The organism is Sphingomonas qilianensis, assembly GCF_039614825.1.
GTDB lineage: Bacteria > Pseudomonadota > Alphaproteobacteria > Sphingomonadales > Sphingomonadaceae > Sphingomonas > Sphingomonas qilianensis.
Genome location: NZ_JBDIMF010000002.1, coordinates 130,171 through 153,498, shown reverse-complemented (window position 1 = coordinate 153,498; position 23,328 = coordinate 130,171). Strand labels below are relative to the sequence as shown.

14 protein-coding genes are annotated in these 23,328 nt (G+C 64.5%); 10 read left to right on the top strand and 4 right to left on the bottom strand.

Going from position 1 to position 23,328, the window contains the following annotated elements; genetic code table 11:
* Window positions 1-240: 240 nt before the first annotated feature.
* Together ABC969_RS07225 and ABC969_RS07220 are read right to left on the bottom strand one after the other, a co-directional pair.
* Window positions 241-3,213, bottom strand: coding sequence for a Dyp-type peroxidase (locus ABC969_RS07225; protein ID WP_345864011.1), 2,973 nt, complete (start codon window positions 3,211-3,213; stop codon window positions 241-243).
* 25 nt (window positions 3,214-3,238) lie between these two features.
* Entirely contained in the window at window positions 3,239-4,387 is a 1,149-nt protein-coding gene (locus ABC969_RS07220) for a cytochrome P450 (RefSeq protein WP_345864010.1), read from the bottom strand.
* A gap of 318 nt (window positions 4,388-4,705) precedes the next feature.
* Between ABC969_RS07220 and ABC969_RS07215 the strand changes: the two genes are divergently transcribed.
* The 3 genes from ABC969_RS07215 to ABC969_RS07205 all read left to right on the top strand — a co-directional run bounded on the left by ABC969_RS07215 (window position 4,706) and on the right by ABC969_RS07205 (window position 9,008).
* Entirely contained in the window at window positions 4,706-6,085 is a 1,380-nt protein-coding gene (locus ABC969_RS07215) for a M20/M25/M40 family metallo-hydrolase (RefSeq protein ID WP_345864009.1), read from the top strand.
* A complete protein-coding gene (locus ABC969_RS07210; RefSeq protein WP_345864008.1) occupies window positions 6,085-7,290 on the top strand; it encodes an aromatic ring-hydroxylating oxygenase subunit alpha in 1,206 nt (401 codons plus the stop codon). The genes ABC969_RS07215 and ABC969_RS07210 overlap by 1 nt, the downstream gene beginning before the upstream one ends.
* A gap of 116 nt (window positions 7,291-7,406) precedes the next feature.
* A complete protein-coding gene (locus tag ABC969_RS07205; protein ID WP_345864007.1) occupies window positions 7,407-9,008 on the top strand; it encodes a phytoene desaturase family protein in 1,602 nt (533 codons plus the stop codon).
* Between the two features lie 103 nt (window positions 9,009-9,111).
* Here the strand turns inward: ABC969_RS07205 and ABC969_RS07200 are convergent, their stop codons facing one another.
* Window positions 9,112-10,431 (bottom strand): amino acid permease, encoded by a 1,320-nt coding sequence (locus ABC969_RS07200; protein WP_345864006.1) that lies wholly within the window; start codon window positions 10,429-10,431, stop codon window positions 9,112-9,114.
* Window positions 10,432-10,543: 112 nt separating this feature from the next.
* Between ABC969_RS07200 and ABC969_RS07195 the strand changes: the two genes are divergently transcribed.
* The 7 genes from ABC969_RS07195 to ABC969_RS07165 all read left to right on the top strand — a co-directional run bounded on the left by ABC969_RS07195 (window position 10,544) and on the right by ABC969_RS07165 (window position 21,755).
* Complete coding sequence (locus ABC969_RS07195) at window positions 10,544-12,130, top strand: tetratricopeptide repeat-containing sulfotransferase family protein (protein WP_345864005.1); 1,587 nt, start codon at window positions 10,544-10,546, stop codon at window positions 12,128-12,130.
* A gap of 117 nt (window positions 12,131-12,247) precedes the next feature.
* The gene (locus tag ABC969_RS07190) at window positions 12,248-14,740 is read left to right on the top strand and encodes a TonB-dependent receptor (protein WP_345864004.1); all 2,493 of its coding nucleotides are present in this window, start codon (window positions 12,248-12,250) and stop codon (window positions 14,738-14,740) included.
* Between the two features lie 23 nt (window positions 14,741-14,763).
* Window positions 14,764-15,231, top strand: a complete 468-nt coding sequence (locus ABC969_RS07185) for an OsmC family protein (RefSeq protein WP_345864003.1) — start codon at window positions 14,764-14,766, stop codon at window positions 15,229-15,231.
* 333 nt (window positions 15,232-15,564) lie between these two features.
* Window positions 15,565-15,771, top strand: coding sequence for a cold-shock protein (locus tag ABC969_RS07180; RefSeq protein WP_034159288.1), 207 nt, complete (start codon window positions 15,565-15,567; stop codon window positions 15,769-15,771).
* Window positions 15,768-16,046 carry a hypothetical protein gene (locus tag ABC969_RS07175; RefSeq protein ID WP_345864002.1) on the top strand — a complete coding sequence of 93 codons (279 nt, stop codon included), beginning with the start codon at window positions 15,768-15,770 and terminating at the stop codon, window positions 16,044-16,046. The genes ABC969_RS07180 and ABC969_RS07175 overlap by 4 nt, the downstream gene beginning before the upstream one ends.
* A 60-nt stretch (window positions 16,047-16,106) precedes the next feature.
* Window positions 16,107-18,248: an NAD-dependent DNA ligase LigA gene (gene ligA / locus ABC969_RS07170; protein WP_380808224.1), complete on the top strand. Its 2,142-nt coding sequence runs from the start codon at window positions 16,107-16,109 to the stop codon at window positions 18,246-18,248.
* Window positions 18,249-18,428: 180 nt separating this feature from the next.
* Complete coding sequence (locus tag ABC969_RS07165) at window positions 18,429-21,755, top strand: TonB-dependent receptor plug domain-containing protein (protein ID WP_345864000.1); 3,327 nt, start codon at window positions 18,429-18,431, stop codon at window positions 21,753-21,755.
* Window positions 21,756-21,931: 176 nt separating this feature from the next.
* Here the strand turns inward: ABC969_RS07165 and gorA are convergent, their stop codons facing one another.
* On the bottom strand, window positions 21,932-23,287 hold the full coding sequence (gene gorA / locus ABC969_RS07160) for a glutathione-disulfide reductase (RefSeq protein ID WP_345863999.1): 1,356 nt from the start codon (window positions 23,285-23,287) through the stop codon (window positions 21,932-21,934).
* Window positions 23,288-23,328: the final 41 nt, after the last annotated feature.

The following is a 23,328-nucleotide window of genomic DNA, read 5'->3' as shown; positions in this document are numbered from 1 at the left end:
ACTCGTAATGGCATGCTTGCCGCTGTTCGTGATGGTCAGCTTATATACCGTCTACACCTGAACGGCTGTGCCGAAATGGCGTTCGCGATGGGCACCGGCCAATCGACCCTGACTATCATCAGGCCACGATTGCCCGGTGCCGTCGCATCCGGCCTGCGACGACCGGGGGATTCCGGGCCATTCGATCAACATTCGTCCTGCGCGTCGTTCGTCCTCCGCATCGTTCGTCCTTGCGTATCGTCACGGTGCGACGTCTGCCGGCACAGCAAGATAATTGAGCAGCTGCCGCCCTGGCAGAAAGAAATATCCGCCCCCCCGCAGCGTCACGAAACGCGGCAACGGATCAAGCGCCACGGGGCCCGTGCGCACCGGGATCGTGAAGGCGTTGCAGTCCGGTTTGCCATTGCCCGCAATCACGTCGCTCTCGCGATCGAGACCGTGGAATTTCGTGCTGCCCATCCAGGTCTGCTGGATGAATTCGAACTGCCGTTCGATATCGCCGTTCAGGCACATGAACATCAGCCCGGCGTTACGCCCCGCTTGTGCGGGGAAGCCACGGCCGATGCGGATCGTGCGGTGACGATTGGTGATCTCGACCTGCTCCATCGACCCGGGGCTGAGACTGTCGCGCGGATTGGCCCGGCGAACATGCGCGCCAAAGGGGCAGCGCAGCCCCTGCGGGTCTTCCGTTCCGAACAGGAAGTCATTGTCCGGCATGACCGGCGGCCTGGTCCCCCCGCCCGCCTGGGCAACGCCGGGCGTGCGATCACCGCTCGCGATCGGGGTGGCGGCCGGATCGGCTGGTGCGGCCTGCTCGCGCATCGTCGTCGCCGCCGCGTGGCCGCCGTAGAGCGCGTTGAGCTTGGTCGCCGACATGTAGGGATTGCGGGCGAGCGATGAGCCGTCGGGCCAGCGACCGATGATTTTGGCGGCAATGAACTCGGCGTCGCAGATTGCCGGCGGGGGGAAGCGGCCGGCGAACTTTTGCGCCTGCGTCGCGCAATAGGCCCAAAAGGCGTCATGGTCCTGCTCGAGCTGGCGGATCACGAGATAACTGCCGTTGAAGCCGATCAGCCGCGGATTGGCCTTGATCGATTCGGTAAAGCCGTGATCCTCGCCGGCGATCGGCAGCATCATCGCCGGATCGTCACGCGCCTCGAGCAACGGGCCGGGCGGGACCGATCCGCGATTGTCGGGATAGCCCAGGATGATCTCGCCGGGTTCGATCACATGGATCGGATCGGCGTTGCGCAGGCCGCGATAGGTGCCGCGGATTGCCGGCTGGGATACACCATCGACAAAGCCGAACGGTTCCTTGCGATCGGTAAGCTCCTTGCCCACCGGCGTCAGATCGATCTGGTCGACGATCGTGCCGGCGCCCGCCAGCATCGCCTCCAGCGTGCCGACCTGCGCCGCCACCGCGGCGTCGTCATCGCCATACACGAGCAGCGCCGCCTCGATCTCGCCCTGGTCCCACCACCAATCCGCGCATCCCGGATCGTCGCCCAGAATGCGCGCGCGCCCCTCCCCCCGCATGCCGAGCAGAAACGCCGCCGGAAACGTCTCCAGCGCCGCGTCGGGCAAACCGAGCTTGGCCAGCCCCGTCGCCGTCAACGCCAACGTGACCACCACCTGTTCCTTAATGTAGCGCCCATCATTGAAACTCAGCAACGCCATCACCCCCCGCACCCATGTGCGGTTGCGCGCCACGTCCGTGCCAAGCCGCACCGTCACCAGCCGCCCGGCCGGCTTGAAACCGAGCCCGCCGAATATGATGCTCTGAATCTGGGTGGTATCGAGTTTGCTCGCCGGGCGCGGCGCCGAGCCAAAGAGCGTGAGCCAACGTCCCGCCTCGATCTCCGTGCGCGCATGCAGGCCGCGTCGGATCCGCGCGTTGGTGCGGATGTTCGCGGTCGTCAACGTCGGATAGGCGCTGTACCAGAACGGCGTATAGCGCATGCTCTGCCGCGCGAAGCGCTTGAAACGTTCGCCATCGGTCGCGCCACCGAAGAAGAGATTGCGCGCACGCGGGAAGCCTACCGTGTTCGACCAAACCGCAGTCAACCCTTCATGCGCGCGCGTGATGAAATCCTCGAGATAGCTTTCCCAGCTGCCGCCGTAATTGGAGAAGAACAGTACGTCGCGTGTGCCGGGCAACGATACCCAACGGGCAAAATGAATGGTCCCGATATCGCCAAGAAAGCCTTGCCTGGGATTGAGGCTGCTCAGCGTGCCGATCGCGCAGAAAGCGATGCGGATGGTGAAGAAGCGTAGAATCCCGGGCTTACGGACGGTGTGCGACATCATGTGATTGTGCGCGAAGCCCGGTGCATTTTCGTGCGCGAACATCGCCGCTGCCTGATCGAGCGTCGGCGCCGCGTCCGACGTCCAGTCGGTATCTTCACCGCCGCGGAAGACGAGATAAAGCAAGATCAGCGCCGTCAGCGCGAACAGCAGGGTGAGACCCGCGGCAAGCAGCAGAAAGCGGATCGTCGCGGCGGGCAGCCACGCTGCGGGCCAGGCGATCGAGCAGGCCAGCGTGATCGCCACGATCAGGATCGGCCACAGGAAGGCGGTTATCAGCACCGGCAGCAAGGCTGCGATTTTCGCGCCGAGGCTAGGGTCCGCGGTCGGGCCAGGTGGCGGATTTGGCGCTGGCTCACTTGCCCAGGCAAAGGCCGCATCCGCCGCGAGCGCCCGCTTCACCGCCTCCAGCCGCGCCAGCGACGACGCGGACTCTCCCTGCTGCGACAGTAAAACGGCGACCCGCTCAGCGAGCGCGCACTCCAGTTTAATCTGCTGAACCGACAGCCCGGGTACCCCCGAAAAAGCGAGCCCGGCAGGCTGGAACAGCCGATAGCCGGCATCGATCCGGTGGCGCATCAGGAAATCAGCGAGCCGCGAGGGCGCAAGGCCTTGCTCGGCGAACCGGAAGATCGGCGTCAAATAAGCGCCGGCACGCCTGGCCAGCTCGCCGAAAACGGCGTCTGGTGCACCATCTGCGGACAATTCGAGCACGATATAGGCGCGTCCCGCGCGGTGCGAGCGGATCGCGTGAAGGCTGGCAAAATGCAGGAATGCAGCGTTGCCCGGGCCGGCGAGTGCCACGGCGATCGGCCCTGCCGGATTGCCGAGCGCGGCGATCAGCGCCCGCACCGTATCGAGGTCGCTCACGTCGATGCGTGCGGCGATCGTCAGCATTGCCTGGTTCACTTCTTCCCCCCGTTGCTCCCGCTTCTCAATCAAATTCCACGACGAGCGAACTTGCGAACACGCCATTCTTCTGGAGCCGTCCCGCGCGGCCGGGCGCGCGCCGCAACGAACCGCGCCTGAGCAATGGCTTGAGCATCAGGTGCAGCGTCGCGCGGTTGATCTCGAGCCCGAAACACTGGTGAACGCCGTAGCCGAAATGGAGATATTGCTCGGCCGTCCGCGTCGCATCGAAGCGATTGGGCTCGGGCACGCGCCGCGCATCACGCATCGCCGAGGCTATGCTGGCGAGCACGGTGGCCCCGGCCGGAATTATCCGCGCGGACTTGCCCTGACCAACCGAGCGCGCGGCACGCGCAACGCGCGGCATCCACGGCGCCAGCGGATCGAAGCGCATGGCTTCGGTGATATGCGCGGCCAGCAGCCGATCGTCGCCGGCGCGCGCCGCCGCCTGCGCCGCCGCGAGCGCATCCGGACGCCGCAACAATTGCTCCAGGGCTTGGGGCAAGACCATGGGGGGCTGTGGCGGCCCGCCGACCAGGAGACCAACAATATTGCTGCGGATCTGCGCATCGCTGAAGCCCGGCTCACCGGCGGTCTGCAACCGGAGCGCACGCGAAATCACATCATCCCCATCGCCGCCCCGCCGCGCATCTATTTGCTGTTGAACGTGCGCGCGCAACAGCGGAGCAATCCGGGCGACGTCGACGAGTAATGCCGGATCGCTCGCCACGAATTGGAATTCAAATAAGCGCGTACCCCAAACGCGCAGGTCGCCATTCGCTGGCTCCGGCACGCCAAGATAGGTCGCCATTTGATCAAACGCGATCCGCCGCACCAGCGTATCGACGACATCGAGCTGTCCATTCGCCTGGGCCACGATCGCTTCAGCCTGGGCCGCGACGCGCGAGGCCAGCACCGGCAGATCGTCTGACCGCACCACCCGGCGCAGTGCTACGAGGCCGGCACGATACTCGTCGCCGTCCGCCATGCCGAGAATGAACGGCGTACCGCCCATGATGATCTCAAGCTTTGCGGCGTAAGGCGCCGCAAACGCCTGATCGTTTGCGAACACCGCCTGTACGTCGGCATGCCGGGTAATCAGGAAGGTCGATCCCAGACGGAAGACCGGGCGCGCACAACGCAGCCAGCGAAACAGCAATGGCAGCATCGCCATGACGCGATCCCTAAACCATTGCGCAAGGTAACCCTGACGCTGGCGCAGAACGGCTTCTGTCCCCACGAGCTGCCCCTCCATATTTCAAGATATAGATTATACTATAACTAGCTAATATCTACGTAGATCGAGATAATTTGAACCGAATATTGCGATGTTTGTATCAATATCTATCCATTGCGCGGCGACGGTCGCCCCAGACTGCTTGGCGTACCATCTCTTCCCCCGACAGCTGCCACATTTGCGCCCCGCGCCGGGATTGCGCTTGCGCCATCCGCCCCCTAGCCTCCCGCCAAATCAACAAAGCGGGGAAGCAGTATGCGTCTATTGGCCTTGGCGACGGCAATCGCGCTCACCACCGGCGCGGCACAGGCAGCGGACAGCGCCGCCGAGGTGCAAGCGCTCGATATCGCCAAACGCGCCATTGCCTTCCGCTCGGTCGCCGGCCCCGGCAACCAGACGCCCGAGCTCGCCGCCTATCTCAAGAGCCAGCTCGTCGCCGGCGGGTTCAAGGACAGCGATGTACAGGTCACCCCGGTCGACGACACCGCCTATCTTATCGCACGCTATCCGGGCAGGAATGCCGCCGCCAAGCCCCTGGTCATTTCCGGCCATATCGATGTGGTCGAGGCAAAGCCCGCCGATTGGCAGCGCGATCCGTTCACGCCGGTGGTCGAAAACGGCTATCTCTATGGTCGCGGCGCTACCGACATGAAACTCGACGCCGCCATCGTCATCGCCACGCTGATCGATCTCAAGCGCCAGGGCTACGTGCCCGCCCGCGACATCATCCTCGAATTCTCCGGCGACGAGGAAACCGCGATGAAAACCAGCGCGCTGATCGCTGAGAAGCTCAAGAACGCCGAACTGGTCATCAACATCGATGGCGGCGGCGGCGCGCTCGACGAAAAAACCGGCAAGCCGCTATATCTCACCTGGCAGGGTGCGGAGAAAACCTATGCCGATTTCCAGCTAAGCGTGAGCAATCCCGGCGGGCACAGCTCGGCGCCGCGCAAGGACAATGCCATCGTCCAGCTGTCGCGCGCACTGGAGCGGATCGGGGCATATCAATTCACCCCCGAGCTCAACGAACTGACGCGCGGCTATTTCACCAGCGCGGCGAAATATGAAGATGCCGAAACTGGCGCGGCGATGCGCGCCTTCGCCGCCAATCCGGCCGACAAGACGGCGATCGCCACGCTGACCGCCAATCCCAGCATGGTCGGGCAGATCGGCACGACCTGCGTGGCGACGATGGTGAGTGGCGGCCATGCGCTCAACGCGTTGCCGCAGCGCGCCACCGCCAACATCAATTGCCGCATCTTCCCCGGGCACCAGCCCGCCGCGATCATGGCCGAGCTGCAAAAGGTCGCCGCTGAACCCGCCGTCCAGTTCAAGGATGTCAGCGAAGGCGCGGTGCCCAACGACGCCTCGCCGCTGCGCCCCGATTTCGTCGCTGCGGTCAGCACGGCGATGGCGCCGATCTATCCAGGCGTGCCGATCTTCCCCGGCATGTCGGCGGGGGCCAGCGACAGCATGTGGTTCCGCTATCACCACGTGCCGAGCTATGGCGCGAGCCCGGTGTTCATCAAGGGCTCGGACAATTTCAGCCACGGGCTGAACGAGCGCACGCCGATCGCCAATATCGCCCCGGCGCTCAGCTATTACCGGTCGCTGTTCACCACGCTGGCAAAATGATGGCGCATCGCCCCGCCGAAACTCCTTGGGCCGACCTGCAGCCCGAGGCCGACCCGGACGCGGATTGGAGCCTGCCCGGCTGGCTCTATACCGACGCCGAATATCACGATGTCGAGGTGGCGCGCGTGCTCCGGCCCTCATGGCAGATCGTCTGCCATGTCAGCGATATGCCCACGCCGGGCGATTATCACACGCTGGATTATCTCGGCGAAAGCGTCATCGCCGTGCGCGGCGACGATGGCCAGGTGCGGGCCTTCGCCAATGTCTGCCGCCACCGCGCCATGCGGCTGGTGGAAGGCCCGGCGGGTTGTGCGAAGAAGCTCGTCTGCCCCTATCACGCCTGGGCCTATGAGCTTGACGGCCGGCTCACCGGCGTGCCGATGCGCGGCCATTATCCCGCGCTCGACATGCAGCAGATGGGGCTGGTGCCGGTCGGGGTGGAGATTTGGAACGGCTTCGTCTTCGTGCGATTGGAAGATAATGGCGGCCCCTCGGTGGCCGAGATGATGGCGCCTTACACGCCCGAGATCGCGCCCTACCATTTCGAGGATCTGCGCGCGATCGCGCCCCTGCGCACGCGCACCCGCGCGGTGAACTGGAAGAATGTCGGCGACAATTATTCGGACAATCTGCACATCCCCGTCGCGCATGCCGGGCTCACCCGCCTGTTCGGCAAATCCTACGCGATCGAGGCGCAGCCTTATGTCGACAAGATGTCGGGTTATCTCGCCGATCGCCCCTCCGCCGATCCGTGGGAGCGGCTGTACCAGACGCATCTGCCCCCCGCGCCGCACCTGCCCGACAGCCATCAGAAATTGTGGCTCTATTACAAGCTGTGGCCGAACATGGCGTTGGACATCTATCCCGATCAGGTCGATTTCATGCAGTGGCTGCCGCTCAGCCCGACCACCTCGCTGCTGCGCGAAATGACCTTTGCGATGCCCGATGCCCGCCGCGCGATGAAGGTGGTGCGCTACGCCAATTGGCGCATCAATCGCACCGTCAACGCCGAGGATACCTGGCTGATCGAGCGCGTACAGCAGGGCATGGCCTCGCAGAGTTACCAAGCGGGGCCGATCGGGCGTAGCGAAGTGTGCCTGCGCAGCTTCGCACGCAAAATCCGCGAACGGATCCCGGAGGCCAGGCTGCACCGCGCGCCGCCGGCGGGGTGGAGCAAGAAGCCTCGCCCCATTGCGCCACCCTGACCCGTCCGCCACCCCGGACTTGTTCCGGGGTCTGCTGTCCCGCAAACGCAGCGCTCGCGGTTAATGCCGCCCGGTGGACCCCGGAACAAGTCCGGGGTGACGACGGGGGATCGTGAATGACCAAGCAATACGACGCACTGATCATCGGCGGTGGCCATAACGGCTTGGTCTGCGCCTTCTATCTCGCCCGCGCGGGGCTCAAGGTGCGCGTGCTCGAGCGACGCCATATCGTCGGCGGCGCTGCCGTCACGGAGGAATTCGCCCCCGGCTTCCGCAATTCCACCGCCAGCTACACGGTCAGCCTGCTGCGCCCCAAGGTGATCCGCGACATGCGGCTGCACGAACGCGGCTGGCGCATCATCGAGCGCACGATCAGCAATTTTCTGCCGCATGACGGCGGCTATCTGAAGCTCGGCGGTGGCAAGACGCAATCCGAGTTCGCGCGCTTCAGCCAGCATGACGCGGATATCTTCCCGCAATACGAAGCCGCGCTCGAACGCGTCGCAGGCGTGCTGCGCGACATGGCGCTGAAGACCCCGCCCAATGCCGGCGGGGGCTTGCGCGCGCTGATCGCCGCCGCCGTGCAAGGCAAACGCCTTGCCGGCATGGGGCTGGAGGCGCAGCGCGACACGATGGACCTGTTCGTAAAATCGGCGCGCGATTTCCTCGATCACTGGTTCGACAATGAGTATGTCAAAGCGGCGTTCGGCTTCGATGCGGTGGTGGGCAATTATGCCAGCCCCGATACGCCGGGCAGCGCCTATGTGCTCCTCCACCACGTGTTCGGCGAAGTGAACGGCAAGCTCGGCACCTGGGGTCATAGCGTTGGTGGGATGGGGTCCATTACGCAGTACATGGCCGAGGCGTGCGAGGAGCTCGGCGTCGAAATCAGCCTCGACGCGCCCGTCGCCAAGGTACTGGTGGACGGTAACAAAGCGGTTGGCGTCCGCCTCGACTCCGGCGAGGAGATTGCGGCGAAGATCGTCGCCGCCAATGTCGGCCCCGCTTTGCTGTTTCGCCAGCTCGTCGATCGCAGCGATCTCGCCCCCGATTTCGCGCGCCGCGTCGATGGCTTCAAGGCCGGGTCGGGCACGTTTCGAATGAACGTGGCGCTCAGCGAACTGCCCGATTTCACCGTGCTCCCGGGCAAGGCGCCGGCCGAACATCATACCGCCGGCATCATCATCGCGCCCACGCTCGATTATATGGACAAGGCGTTTACCGATGCCCGCGCCAAAGGCTGGTCCGACGATCCGATCGTCGAGCTCAAGATTCCGAGTTCGGTGGATCACAGCCTCGCGCCGCCGGGGCAGCATGTCGCCAGCCTGTTCTGTCAGCAATTCGCGCCGGTGCTGCCGAATGGCCGTTCCTGGGACGACGAACGCGACGCGGCGGCCGAGACCATCATCGCGACCGTGACCAAGCACGCGCCCAATTTCCGCGCCTCGATCATCGCCACGCAGATTCACTCGCCGATCGATCTCGAACGCAAGTTCGGGCTGATCGGCGGCGATATCATGCACGGCCATATGTCGCTCGACCAGCTCTGGGCGGCGCGCCCGATGCTCGGCCACGGCGATTATCGCAGCCCGATCAAGGGGCTCTATATGTGCGGCGCGGGCACGCACCCGGGCGGCGGCGTCACCGGCGCGCCCGGGCACAATGCCGCGCACGAGATCTTGCGCGATCGGAGCCTGGTGGGGCGGGTGTTCGGATAGGCACCGAGTTTACCGTTACCCCGGACTTGGTCCGGGGCCTGCGGCGCCGCACGCGCTGCCATAAGCGTTCAAGCACAGCCTGGCCGCGCCATTCTCGACGGCATCACACGTCGCCCGGCGGACCCCGGACCAAGTCCCGGGTGACGGCTCGGGCTACGCCCGCCCCCCGCCGCGCCCACCAATAAACCGGCGCCCCGGTCAGCGTCAGCGCCAGCCCCCAGCCGCTCGCCTCCAACCCTGCCCCAACCATCGCCCAGCCGGTAAACGCCAGCCCCAGCCCCGCCGGCAGCACGGCCACGCGCCGCAGCAGCGCCGCGACGCAGATCGCGGCATACAGCCACAGCACCGTGCACGTCGTCAGCAACGCGGCGAACTGGAACGCACCGCTTAACGATCGGCTCGCCGTCGACAGCACCAGCAAGCTCGACAGCACGCTCGACAGCAGCAGCACGCGCACCGGCACGTCGCGCATATTGACCCGCCCGAACCAGCCCGGCAGCAGCCCGGCGCGCGCCATACCCAGCGGCACTTCGCCCTGCAACAACACCCAGCCGTTCAGCGCGCCGATCGCCGCCAGCGCGGCGAAGGCGGCCACCAACAGCCCCGCCCCGCGCCCCCAGAACGTCTCGACGAACAGCGCAAACGGCGCCGACGATGCCGCCACCTGCTCGGCCGGGATGGCAAAGGCGATCCCCGAACTGACGAGGATATACAGCAATCCGGTGACCACCGTGCCGACCATCGTCGCGCGCATCACCGTGCGCGCGGGATTGCGCACGCGTTCCGAGATCATCCCTGCGCATTCGAAGCCGAGCAATGGAAACAGCGTCAGCGTCACCGCCGCGGTCAGCCCGCCATAGCCCGCGCTCGTTCCCGGCCAGGCGGGTGCGTGCGCCTGACCGGTCACGCCCAACCAGGCGAGGATCGCCACCACCGCGATCAGCGGCAGCAATTTGAGCAACGTCGTCACCACCTGTACGCGCCCCGCCGCGCGCGCGCCGAGCAAATTGGTCGCGGTGAACAGCCAGATCAGCGCGATCGTGGCCAGCGCGCCGTTCAGCGGCGTGGCGATCAGCAACGGCCCGAACACGCCGAGATAGCTCACCGCCGCGCCGGCGATCGCGGCGATCGTCGTCCAGGTCGAAATCCAATAGGCCCAGCCGACCAGCACGCCGACCCACGGCCCCAGCACCGCGGCGGTGATCGCCACCGCGCCGGTCTGTTCGGGCATCTTCTGCCCCAGTCGCGCGATGGCATAACCGATCATCACCGCGCCGGTGATGCTCACCAGCCAGGCGATCACCCCGATCCAGCCATATGGCGCGATCGCCACGGGCAGCAGGAAGATGCCCGATCCGATCATGCTGCCGACGATCAGGGCGGTGGCGGTCCAGAAACCGAACGGGCGCGCGTCAGTGCTCATGCGCCGCCTTATGATCGAAGCCCCATAATCGGAAGCCCTGTCGGGCAACGGCCCACGCAGCTTCCGGTACACCCCGTTCCCTTCCGCCGCATTCGCGTTCAATATCACTGCCATGACCATCGTCGCGCTTCCCCACCGTCATTACCCGCAGCCGTTGATCGATGCCGCGCTCGCGCTGCACGACAATCGCCTGTCCGATGCCGAGCCGCTGCTGAAAGGTCATCTCAAGGCCGACCCGTTCGACGTGCGCGCGATGCGCATGCTGGCCGAGCTCGCCGGGCGTATCGGGCGTTACAAGGATGCCGAAAACCTGCTGCGCCGCGCGGTCGAGCTGTCGCCCGATTTCACCGCCGCGCGCGCCAATCTCGCCATCGTTTTATACCGTCTGAACCGCCCCAGCGAAGCGATCGCCGAACTCGATCGCGTGCTGGAGGAAGACCCCGACAATCCCGGCCATGCCAATCTCAAGGCCGCGGCATTGGGCCGCATCGGCGGGTTCGACGAAGCGATCGAACTGTACCAGCAAGTGCTGCAGGACGCGCCACGCCAGCCCAAAGTGTGGATGAGCTTCGGCCACATGCTGAAAACGGTGGGTCGCCAGGCGGACGGAGTTGCGGCGTACCGCAAGGCGATCGCGCTTGCGCCCGAACTCGGCGAAGCCTGGTGGAGCCTGGCCAATCTCAAGACCGTAAAATTCGACACCGCCGATATTGCCGCGATGGAGGCGCAATTGGCGCGCACCGACATCAGCGACGAGGATCGCTTTCATCTCGATTTCGCACTCGGCAAGGCGTTCGAGGACCAGCGCGATGCGCCACAGGCGTTCGCCCATTACGACGCCGGCAATGCCCTCCGCCGCACCAAGATCAGTTATGATGCGGGCGAGACCGAGCGCTTCGTCGATCAGAGTATCGCGTTGTGCACCCCCGAATTCTTTGCCGCGCGCGGCGGCGTCGGCAGCGCCGCAGCAGACCCGATCTTTATCCTCGGCATGCCCCGCGCCGGCTCCACGCTGGTCGAGCAGATCCTGTCGAGCCATCCGCTGGTCGAAGGGACGTCGGAACTCCCCGACATCCCCGTCCTCGCCCGCCAGGCCAGCGCTGATCTCGCCGCACTGTCGCCCGATCAATTGCGTGCGTTCGGCGACGATTATATCCAGCGTACGCGCGTCCAGCGCCGCACCGACCGCCCCTTTTTCATCGACAAGCTGCCCAACAATTGGGCGCATCTACCCTTCATCCACCTCATCCTCCCGAACGCCAGGATCATCGACGCACGCCGCCACCCGCTCGGCTGCTGCTTCTCCAATTACAAACAGCATTTCGCGCGCGGTCAGGCGTTCAGCTACGCGCAGGAGGACATGGGGCGTTACTATCGCGACTATGTCCGCCTGCTAGCGCATGTCGATGCGGTGCTACCCGGCCGCGTCCACCGTATATTCTACGAAGACATGGTCGCCAACACTGAGATGCAGGTGCGCCTGCTGCTCGCCGCGTGCGGGCTGGCGTTCGACCCGGCCTGCCTCGACTTCCACAAGACCGACCGCGCCGTGCGCACCGCCAGTTCCGAACAGGTCCGACAGCCGATCTTCACTGCGGGCACCGAAGGCTGGCAAGCATTCGAATCCTATCTCGGCCCGCTCAAGGCCGCCCTTGGCCAAACGTTAGATTGTTACCCCTCGGCTCCGCCAGCCATCTGACTGTTGCACATTCGCCACGATGTGCGATCGAAATGAAAGGTTTCGCGCCACCCCGTTGACGGATGCTGCAGGCGCGAACACGCTGTGTGACGGGAATACTACACGGGGGAATTCGAGATGCACGTTACCAAGCGCCACGCCGTGCTGGCCGCGTTGCTCGCGTCCACTTGGATTGCCGCCCCCGCGCTCGCGCAGGACATGCCGGCCGACGCCACCGCGCCGTTCGCCGAAGAAGTCGATGACATCGTCGTCACCGCGCAGAAGCGCGAGGAAAATCTCCAGGATGTGCCGATCAGCATCCAGGCGCTCGGCACGCGCAAGCTCGATCAGCTCAACATCAGCAATTTCGCGCAATATTCGCAGCTGCTGCCCTCGGTCGCGTTCCAAAGCCTCCAGCCGGGCCAGACGACCGTCTACATGCGCGGTGTGGCGTCGGGCGGCGATGGCAACCATTCGGGCTCGCTGCCCTCGGTCGGCGTCTATCTCGACGAACAGCCGGTAACGACGATCGGCGGCACGCTCGACGTGCACGTCTATGATATTGCGCGCATCGAAAGCCTCGCCGGCCCGCAGGGCACGCTCTACGGCGCGTCGAGCCAGGCGGGCACGATCCGCATCATCACCAACAAGCCCGATCTGAACGATTTCTCCGGTCGCATCGATGCGGAAGTGAACACGGTCGAGCATGGCGGCCAAGGCGGCAAGCTCGAAGGTTATATCAATCTGCCGCTGGCGGAGATGATGGCGCTGCGCGTTGTCGGCTTCTACCAGCGCGATGCGGGTTATATCGATAACGTGGCCGGCACGCGCAACTTCGATGTCTCGGCCCCTGCCGCGCCGCTTGCGCCCGGCTATACCGGCACGGTCGACAATGCCGCGTTCGTGAAGAAGAATTTCAACACCAACGAAGTCTATGGCGGCCGCGCCGCGCTGAAGGTCGATCTCGACGATAACTGGACGGTCACGCCCACCGTCATTTACCAGCAGATGAAGTCGAAGGGCATTTTCGGCTATGACAGGACCGTCGGCGATCTGCAGGTGCAGCGCTTCTTCCCCGACAACCGCAAGGAGCGTTTCGTCCAAGCGGCGCTGACGATCGAGGGCAAGGTCGGTAATTGGGATGTCACCTATGCCGGCGCCTATCTCGATCGCACGACGCGTTCGGAAACGGATTATACCGACTATTCCGAGGCCTATGATTCGCTCTACAGCTCGGTCGGCGGGCTCGCCGGGTATTTCTATTTTCAGAACGCGGTCGGCCAGACGATCGATTCGCGCCAGTTCGTCATCGGCGAGGATCACTTCAAGAAACTGAGCCAGGAATTCCGCGTTTCCTCGCCGCAGGATGCGCGCTTCCGCGTGTTCGCCGGCGCCTTCTATCAACGCCAGACCAACGACATCTTCCAGGATTATACCGTTGCCAATCTTGGGGCTGCGGTTTCGGTCAATGATCGGCCGGGCACCTTGTGGTTTACCAAGCAGTTCCGGGCCGACACGGATTACGCCATGTTCGGCGAAGCCGCCTTCGACATTTTGCCCAATCTGACCGTTACGGCGGGCGGCCGCGCCTATATTTACGACAATTCGCTGATCGGTTTCTTCGGCTTCGGGCGCAATCCCGATGGGCCGCCTTATAACGGTGCGGGCAGTTCGCGCACCGGCGTCGCCGGCTGCTACACCACCACCGGCCAGTTGCTGCGTGACAATCCCGGCGGCACGTTGCTGCCCGGGATGGTCGATGGCACGTATTGCACCAATCTCGCGACGTTTTCGGGCAACCGGCTGGTGCCCAAAAAGACCGAGGGCCAGGGCGGCACCTATCGCTTCAATCTCACCTGGAAACCAACCGATGGGGTGCTGCTCTACGGCACCTGGTCACGCGGCTTCCGCCCCGGCGGGATCAACCGGCGTGCCGACGTGCTGCCCTATGCCGCCGATTTCCTGACCAATTACGAGCTTGGCGCGAAGACCACGCTGCTCGATGGCGCACTCCGCCTGAACGGCGCGATCTATCAGCAGAATTGGGACGCCTTCCAGTTCAGCTTCCTGGGCGCGAATAGCTTCACCGAAATCCATAACGGCCCCAATGCGCGCATTCGTGGCGCCGAAGCGGATGCCAATTTCGTCACCGGCGGCCTGACGCTGACGGCCGCGGGATCGTACACCGATGCCAAGACGCGCGACAATCTCTGCGCGATCGACGACCAGACCTTCACCTGCACGGGTGAGGACAACTCGATCTCCGCGCCGGCCGGTACGCGTCTGCCCATCACCCCCAAGGTGAAGCTGAACGGCACGGCGCGCTACGCCATGCCGATCGGCGATTTCAAAGCCTATGTGCAGGGGCTCGTCGCTTATCAAAGCTCGGCCTCCACCGACATCCGCGTCGATTTTGCTGCCACGCAAGGCCGCCTCCGCGCCTTCACCACCGGCAATGTCTCGATCGGTGCGGAATTCCCACGCTATACACTCGAACTGTTCGTGCAGAATGTCGGCGACACGCGCGCCGAGCTGTCGCGCTACCAGGCGTGTGGATCGTGCGGGCAGCGCAATTACACGGTCGTTTCCACGCCGCGCACGATCGGCATCCGGGCGGGCGCGAAGTTCTGATCGCCCGGCAGCCAAATACCGGCATGTCCCAGCATGATTATACGAGCCGGATCGAATGGACCGGCAATCGCGGCACCGGCACCAGCAGCTATCGCGGCTATGATCGCAACTGGAGCGTTGCCACGCCGGGCAAGCCGGTGATCGACTGTTCGAACGATCCCTTGCTCGGCGGCGATCCCACGCTGCACAATCCCGAGGACCTGCTGCTCGCCAGCCTCTCCGCCTGCCACATGCTGTGGTATTTACATTATGCCAGCGTCGCCGGCATCGTCGTCCGCGCCTATCGCGACGAGCCGCTGGGCGTGGGGGAGACAACCCCTGACGGTGCCGGCCGTTTTCTTGGCGTGACGCTGCGCCCTCACATCGTGCTTGACCCCGGGAGTGACCATGCCGCCGCCGATGCGATCCACGCCAGGATCCACCAGGTCTGTTTCATCGCCCGCTCGGTTAAATTTCCAGTCACATATGTCGCGCATTACGCGGAAGTGTGATCCCCCGCCCGAAACAATGCGACAGCGCGGCAAATGTCTGCTATAACCCGTTTATCGCGCGACATCGCCCACAAGCATCGCACGGCTGAGAGACTTTCCGCGCTCCCGCTTGTCAAAGCCCCGGAGCCTGTTCTTGGCCCCTCGATATCCTGCTCGCAGGTGACGGATAATGCCACGAGCTGGACCGATGTCCGCTCTGCTGCGTTGTCGGGTATTCTTTCGTACCATCATCGGCTTTGAGCCGGTGATACGACCGTTATCGAAAGCGCCGGCCGAAGCCGGACGGTGCTTTCGGCTTCTCTTCCCGGCTTCATTCTACCCAAGGAAATACCTATGCCGATCGGCACCGTAAAATTTTTCAACGCGGACAAGGGCTATGGCTTCATCGCGCCTGAAGGCGGCGGGAACGACGCCTTTGTGCACATCAGCGCTGTTGAAGCTGCTGGCATGCGCACGCTCGATAAGGAGCAGCGCGTCTCCTACGAGCTCGAGCAGGATCGCCGCGGCAAGATGTCGGCTGTGAACCTCGCTTCTGCGTGATTGATGTTGGCGGGCCCGGAGCAATCCGGCGCCCGCCGCTCTTTCACGGCCAGAACACGAGGAGAGTCGCCACGAATACCACCGCAATCTTCTATCGCGATCGTGCCCGTCAGGCTCAGACCGACGCCGATTCCGCGACCCTCGATAATGTCCGCGATCGCTGGACACGCGCCGCAAAGGCGTGGGACGAGATGGCCACACGCGCTGAAAAGACCGCCGACCGTCGCGCCGTCAACGAGGAAGCCAAGGCCCTCCCTGGCGAAGATGAAGATTAGTCCGGTCGATTGACCGCGGGCGGCTTGATCGTCGCCCCCTCCCTCCGCTAGCCGTCACTCATGAAAGCTAGCGTGCCCCTGCCCGATACCGACGAGTCCGCCGCCACCGAGCTGGCCACGCTCGCCGCCGAGATCGCGCGGCACAACGCCCTCTATCACACCGATGACGCGCCGGAGATTTCCGACGCTGCCTATGACGCGCTCGTGCGCCGCAATGCCGCGCTCGAGGCCGCTTTCCCGCATCTGATTCGCGCTGATTCGCCCAGCCGATCGGTCGGTGCCGCGCCCGCCGGGCATCTCGCCAAGGTGCCGCACGCGCGCCCGATGATGAGCCTCGACAACGCCTTCACCGATGCCGAGGTCGACGAGTTCCTCGCGCGCGTGCGCCGCTTCCTGCGCCTGGCCGATGACGCGCCCGTCGCGCTTACCGCCGAGCCCAAGATCGATGGCCTGTCCTGCTCGCTGCGCTACGAGCACGGCGCGCTCGTCCAGGCGCTGACCCGCGGCGACGGCCAGGTCGGCGAGGATGTCACCGCCAATGTCCGCACCATCGCCGACATCCCCCAGACGCTGCCCGAGGGCGCGCCCGACATTTTCGAGATACGCGGCGAGGTCTACATGGCCAAGGCCGATTTCGCCGAGTTGAACGCGCGCCTGCTCGCCGAGGCCGAAGGCACCGCCAAGGAAGCGCGCCAGTTCGCCAACCCGCGCAACGCCGCCGCCGGCTCGCTGCGCCAGAAGGACGCCACGATCACCGCCGCGCGCCCGTTGCGCTTCCTGATGCATGGCTGGGGCGAGGCCAGCACCATGCCCGGCGAGACGCAGGCCGAGGTCGTCGCCACCGTGCGCGGCTGGCACATCCCCGTCGCCGAGGCCTTCACCCGCGTCGACAGCGCCGCGGACGCCCTCGCCGTCTACCGCGCGATCGAAGCCGGCCGCGCCGATCTGCCGTTCGATATCGACGGCGTCGTCTACAAAGTCGATCGGCTCGATTGGCAGGCGCGGCTCGGCGCCGTCGCGCGCGCGCCGCGCTGGGCGATCGCGCACAAATTCCCCGCCGAGCGCGCGCAGACGACGCTCAACGATATCGAGATCCAGGTCGGCCGCACTGGCAAGCTTACCCCCGTCGCCAAGCTCGAACCCGTCACCGTCGGCGGTGTGGTGGTGCGCAACGCCACGTTGCACAATGCCGATGAAGTCGCGCGGTTGGGCGTCCGCCCCGGCGATCGCGTCATCCTGCAGCGCGCCGGCGACGTTATCCCGCAGATCGTCGAAAATCTCACGCGCGACACGGAACGCCCCGCCTGGCATTTTCCCGATCACTGCCCGCGCTGCGGCTCGGAAGCCGTGGCCGAGGAAGGCGAAGTCGATGTGCGCTGCACCGGGGGGCTGATCTGCCCGGCGCAACGGCTCGAGCGATTGAAGCATTTCGTCAGCCGCGGCGCGCTGGATATCGACGGTCTGGGCGAAAAGACGCTGGTCGAATTGCTCGATCTCGGCTGGATCACCGAACCCGCCGACATCTTCCGCCTCGCCGCGCACCGCGCGGCGCTGGTCGGCCGCGACGGTTGGCAGGCCAAATCGGTCGATGCCCTGCTGGCGGCGATCGAGGCCAAGCGCACGCCCGATGCCGCGCGGCTGCTGTTCGGGCTCGGCATCCGCCATGTCGGCGCGATCACCGCGCGCGATCTGCTCAAACGCTATGTCACGCTGGCGGCGGTGCGCATGCTGGCCGAACAGATCATCGCGCTGCGTGAGGCCAATCCAGCGGTGCTCGGCGAAACCGCGCCGAAAGCGCGCAACCGGCTCGACAAGGCGATCGCCGATCATATCGGGGTGGAGAATGTCGGCGGCGCGGTCGGCCATGCGCTGGCCGATTTCTTCCACGAACCGCACAATCGCGCGGTGTGGGACGATCTCATGGCCCAAGTGTCACCGCCCGATTTCGTGGTCGAGACGCGCGCCTCGCGCGTCAACGGCAAGACGATCGTGTTCACCGGCACGCTGGAGACGATCAGCCGCGACGAAGCCAAGGCGCAAGCCGAATCGCTCGGCGCGCGCGTCGCCGGCTCGGTCTCGGCCAAGACGGATCTGGTGGTGGCCGGGCCGGGTGCCGGATCGAAGCTGAAAAAAGCCGCCGAGCTAGGCATTGAGGTGATCGACGAAGCAGAATGGGGCAAGATCGTCGCCGCTGCGGCGTGATGGCAGTGCCACCCTACCCGGTTTGAAGTGATGCTATTTTGCAACGCAGTATGAAACGTTGCACGCTACCCTATCTTCGTGGCCGAACTGTCATGTAACCGAAATAAAGGGAGCGCAGGGGCGCCTGCGACGGACAACGATCCGCAGGACCGGGCGCGTAGGCTCAACAGGGAAAACTTCATGCGAAACAATTTGTTCCTCGGCGTGGCGGCGATCGCGCTGTTCGCCCCGGCTGCTGCGATGGCGCAGGAGACGACATCGACGATTCGCGGTACCGTAACGCAAGATGGCGCCCCCGTTGCCGCTGCTGACGTTGTCGTCCTTAATACCGCCACTGGCGCGCGCGCGACTGCGACGACGACCGCCGATGGTTCGTTCAGCTTGTCCGGTCTGCTTCCCGGCGGCCCCTACACCGTTGAAGTGACGAGCGCTCAGGGTAACGCGACCGTCACCGATATCAACACGATCGTCGGCCAGCCATATACCGTTCCCGTCGAGATCACGGCCGACACGGCCGACATCGTCGTCACGGCATCGTCGGTTGCTGGCGCTGGCACCACCTCGGATGGCCCACAGACGGTACTGAGCCGTACGGACATCGCCGCCGTGGCGACCGTCAACCGCGACATTCGCGATCTCATGCGCCGCGATCCCTTCGCACGCATGGAAGACACCGCCTCCGGTGGTCGTTCGATCTCCTTTGCCGGCGTCAATCCGCGCTTCAATCGCTTCTCGATCGACGGCGTGATCGTCAGCGACAATTTCGGCCTCAACCCAGATGCCAACCCAACGCGCCGCGGCCCGGTACCGATCGACTCCATCGGCCAGTTCTCGGTCTCGATTGCGCCGTACGATGTGCGTCAGGGCAACTTCCTCGGCGGCGCCGTGGATGCCGTGCTGCAGACCGGCAGCAACAAGTTCCACGGCACCGGCTTCTACTCGCAGAACACCGATGGGCTGTCGGGCGAGAAGATCGGCAGCACCGATACGAACCTCGATTATAAGAGCGAGACCTACGGCGCGACGCTGTCGGGTCCGATCATCAAGGACAAATTGTTCTTCATGATCTCGGGCGAACGCAATACGCAGGGCAATCCGTTCTCGCCTGCGCTGACCGTGATCCCGGGCCTGACCACTGGTCAGATCAGCGCCGTGCAGGCCGCCGCGTCTTCGACCTATAACGGCTATGAGGCAGGCGGCATCCTCGCCCTGTCGCAGGACAAGGACGAGAAGTTCGTCGGCAAGCTGACGTGGAACATCACCGACAAGCAGCGTCTGTCGGTGTCGTACATCAATGCCTATGACGAGAACCAGATCCAGGGCAACGTCAGCACCAGTTCGTCAACGCCGGGCTTCGGTCTCGAATCGAACAGCTATGGTGGCACTGAATTGCTCCGCGCGGGCATCGCTCAGTTGAACTCGACCTGGTCGGACAGCTTCTCGACCGAAGCGCGTTTCCTTTACAAGAGCTACGAGCGTGGCCGTCCGGCCGGCGGTGCGCCGCTGTCGCAGTTCCGCGTCTGCACCGACGCGACCAACGGCTCGGCAATCGGCTCGCCCGCTAACACTACCAACGACACGCCCACCTCGTGCGGCTCGAACAACCCGATCCTGGCGCTCGGCACCGAGAATTCGACCCAGTCGAACGTCTTCAACACCGACACCTATGGCGGCTCGCTCATGGCACGTCTCAACCTCGGCAAGCACGACCTGCGCGTGTTCGGCGAAATGAACCGGGTCGGCATCTTCAACCTGTTCCTGCAGAACACGTTGGGTAACTACTATTTCGACTCGATCGCCGATTTCCAGGCGCGTACCGCCAGCTCGGTCACGTACCAGAACACTGCGACCGGCAACCCGGATGACGCAGCCGCCGATTTCACCTACACGCAGTTTACCTTCGGCATTCAGGATGACGTTGCCGTCACCGATCGCCTGAACGTCAATTTCGGTGCGCGCTACGATACCTTCGCCGCCCCAACGCAAGTGCCGCTCAATGCCGGCTTCACCTCGCGTTACGGCTTCTCCAACGCCAGCACGATCAAGGGCAAGGGCCTGTTCCAGCCGCGCGCTGGCTTCGATTGGGAACCGATCGACGATTTCAAGATTCGCGGTGGCGCCGGCATCTTCGGCGGCGGTACGCCGGACGTCTACTTGTCGAACAGCTATTCCAATGCCGGCGCGGGCATCGGCGGGGTTTCGATCAACTCGGTGACGGTGCAGCGTTGCGCAATCAGCACGGCCTGCACCACTGGCTATCAGCTGAACGGTGCCAACATTGCGGAGGCACAAGGCCAGGCGTTGCTCAACAACGTCACGGGCACCTCGATCCCCGCCGGCTTGCAGGCGCAGATCCCCAACACCGGGGCAAACGGCCTGGCCAATATCAACGCGCTGGATCCGGATTTCGAAATCCCCAACGTCACCAAGGCAACCTTGTCGGCCGATTGGACGCCGCGCGACTTCTTGGGCGGCGGCTGGCACTTCGGCGCCGATTACTATTTCAGCAAGACTAACGCCGCGGTGTTCTTCACCGATCTGCGCTCTACCGTAATTGGCAAGCTGCCTGACGGTCGCGACCGTTACGGTCCGCTCGTCGGCACCAACACCAACACCGATATCCTGCTGACCAACTCCAGCAAGGGCCGCAGCCATATCGGTGTTGTCCGTGTCGAAAAGAACTTCGATTTCGGTCTCGATCTCGGTCTGTCCTATGCCATCCAGGATGTGAAGGATCAGGCCCCGGCAACCTCGTCGACGGCAGGCTCCAACTATGCCAACGGTGCGTTCCTCGATGGTAGCGGCGCCGCCTACGGCACCGCCAACGATCAGGTGAAGTGGTCGTTCAAGTATAGTGCCGGCTTCAACCATGCATTCTTCGGTGACTATAAGACCATCATTCAGCTGTTCGGCGAGACCCAGGCGGGTCGCCCTTACAGCTTCACGATGGAGGATGCCGCCAACGTGACGCGGAGCGCTGTGTTCGGTGTTACGGGTCGTGACGATCGCTTCCTGCTGTACGTGCCGACCAGCACGACCGACCCGATCGTCAGCTATGACAGCGTGGCAACGCAAAACGCGCTCGAGGGCCTGATCGGCAACACCAAACTAAAGGATTTCCGCGGCAAGATCGCACCGCGCAACTTGGCACGGTCGCGGGCATATACCCGCCTCGATCTTCATCTTGAGCAGCAGCTGCCGACCTTTGTGGGCAACTCGCGCATCTCGGTCTTCGCCGATATCGAGAACCTGCCCAACCTGCTGAACAAGAATTGGGGTGGCTTCCGTCAGGCGGTGTTCCCGTTCGTCGAAGACGCGGTGCGCGTGCAGTGCCTCTCGGCACCGGTTGCCACAGGTACAGCGCCTACGGGCGCGCAGATCAACAGCGCACCGAACCAGCCTTGCGTGCAGTACCGTTACTCGAACTTCATCGAGCCTAACGCCAAGCAGCTGGAAATCCGCCGCTCGCTCTATCTGATCCGTATCGGCGCACGCTTCAGCTTCTGATCGCGCGTCCCTCGGGGACACTAAAAAGGCCGCCGTCCCAACGGGACGGCGGCTTTTTCTTTTTTCGTTCCCCCCGGCTTGGTCCGGGGTCCACCGAGCGGCGTTCGCTGGTGTGCGAGACACGCGCCGAGCGCCCGGCACGGCGGGCCCCGGACCAGGTCCGGGCCGCCAGGCGTCTACCGCATCAGCACCAGTTCCTCCGCCATCGACGGATGCAGCGCCACCGTCTGGTCGAACGCGTCCTTGGTGAGGCCGGCCTTCACCGCGATCGCCGCGGCCTGCAAAATCTCCGGCGCATCGGGCCCGATCATGTGCAGCCCCAGCACCTTCCCGGTCTCGCTGTCGCACACCATCTTGTAGAGCGCGCGCTCGTTGCGCCCGGCCAGCACGTTCTTCATCGGCCGGAAATCCGAGGTATAGACCTTGCACGAGCCGAGCTTGTTCTTGGCCTGACTCTCGGTCAGCCCCACCCCCGCCATCGGCGGATGGCTGAACACGGCGGCCGGGATATTCTCGTAATCGACGCGCGTCGGCTTGCCGCCGAACACGCTGTCGGCAAACGCCTGGCCTTCGCGGATCGCCACCGGGGTCAGCTGCACGCGGTTGGTCACGTCGCCCACCGCATAGATACTCTCGCAGGTCGAGCGATTGTCCTCGTCCACCACGATCGCGCCCTTGTCGTCGAGGCTGACACCCGCGCTCTCCAGCCCGAGATCGTCGGTATTGGGCTCGCGGCCGGTGGCGAACATCACGCAGTCCACCGTGATCGGGTCATGCCCCGACATCGTCACGGTCAGACACCCGTCGCCATTCTTCTCGATGCCCTGGAATTCGGCATGGAAGCGGAAATCGATCCCCTTCATCATCGAAATCTGCAGCAGGCGATCGCGGATCGACTCGTCATAACCGCGCAGGATCACGTCGCTGCGGTTGATCAGCGTCACGTGCGCGCCGAGCTGGTGGAAGATGCCGGCGAACTCATTGGCGATATAGCCCGCGCCCGCGATCAGGATGCGCTTGGGCACGGCGTCGAGATGAAATGCCTCGTTGGAAGTGATGCCGTGTTCGGCGCCGACGCAATCGGGCACCGAGGGCTTGGCGCCGGTGGCGATCAGGATGATCTTGGCGGTAACCTCGCGCCCGCTGGCCAGCTTGATGCCGTGCGGCCCGGTGATCGTCGCGTGTTCGGGAATGATCTCCACGTCGTGGTTGGTCAGCGTGTTGGTATAGGCGCCGTTAATGCGGTCGACCTCCTCCATCACATTGTCACGCAGCACCTTCCAGTCGAAGTCGTACGTCTCGGGCACGTTCCAGCCGAAGCGCTTGGCGTCCTTCAGATCCTCGGCGAAATGCGCGCCATAGATCAGCAGTTTCTTGGGCACGCAGCCGCGGATCACGCAGGTGCCGCCGACGCGATATTCCTCCGCCACTGCCACCTTGGCGCCATGCGCCGCGGACACGCGCGCGGCACGCACGCCGCCCGATCCAGCGCCGATGACGAATAGGTCATAGTCGTATTTGGCCTCAGCCATGGTCATTCCTTCTTCGTCACCCCGGACTTGTTCCGGGGTCC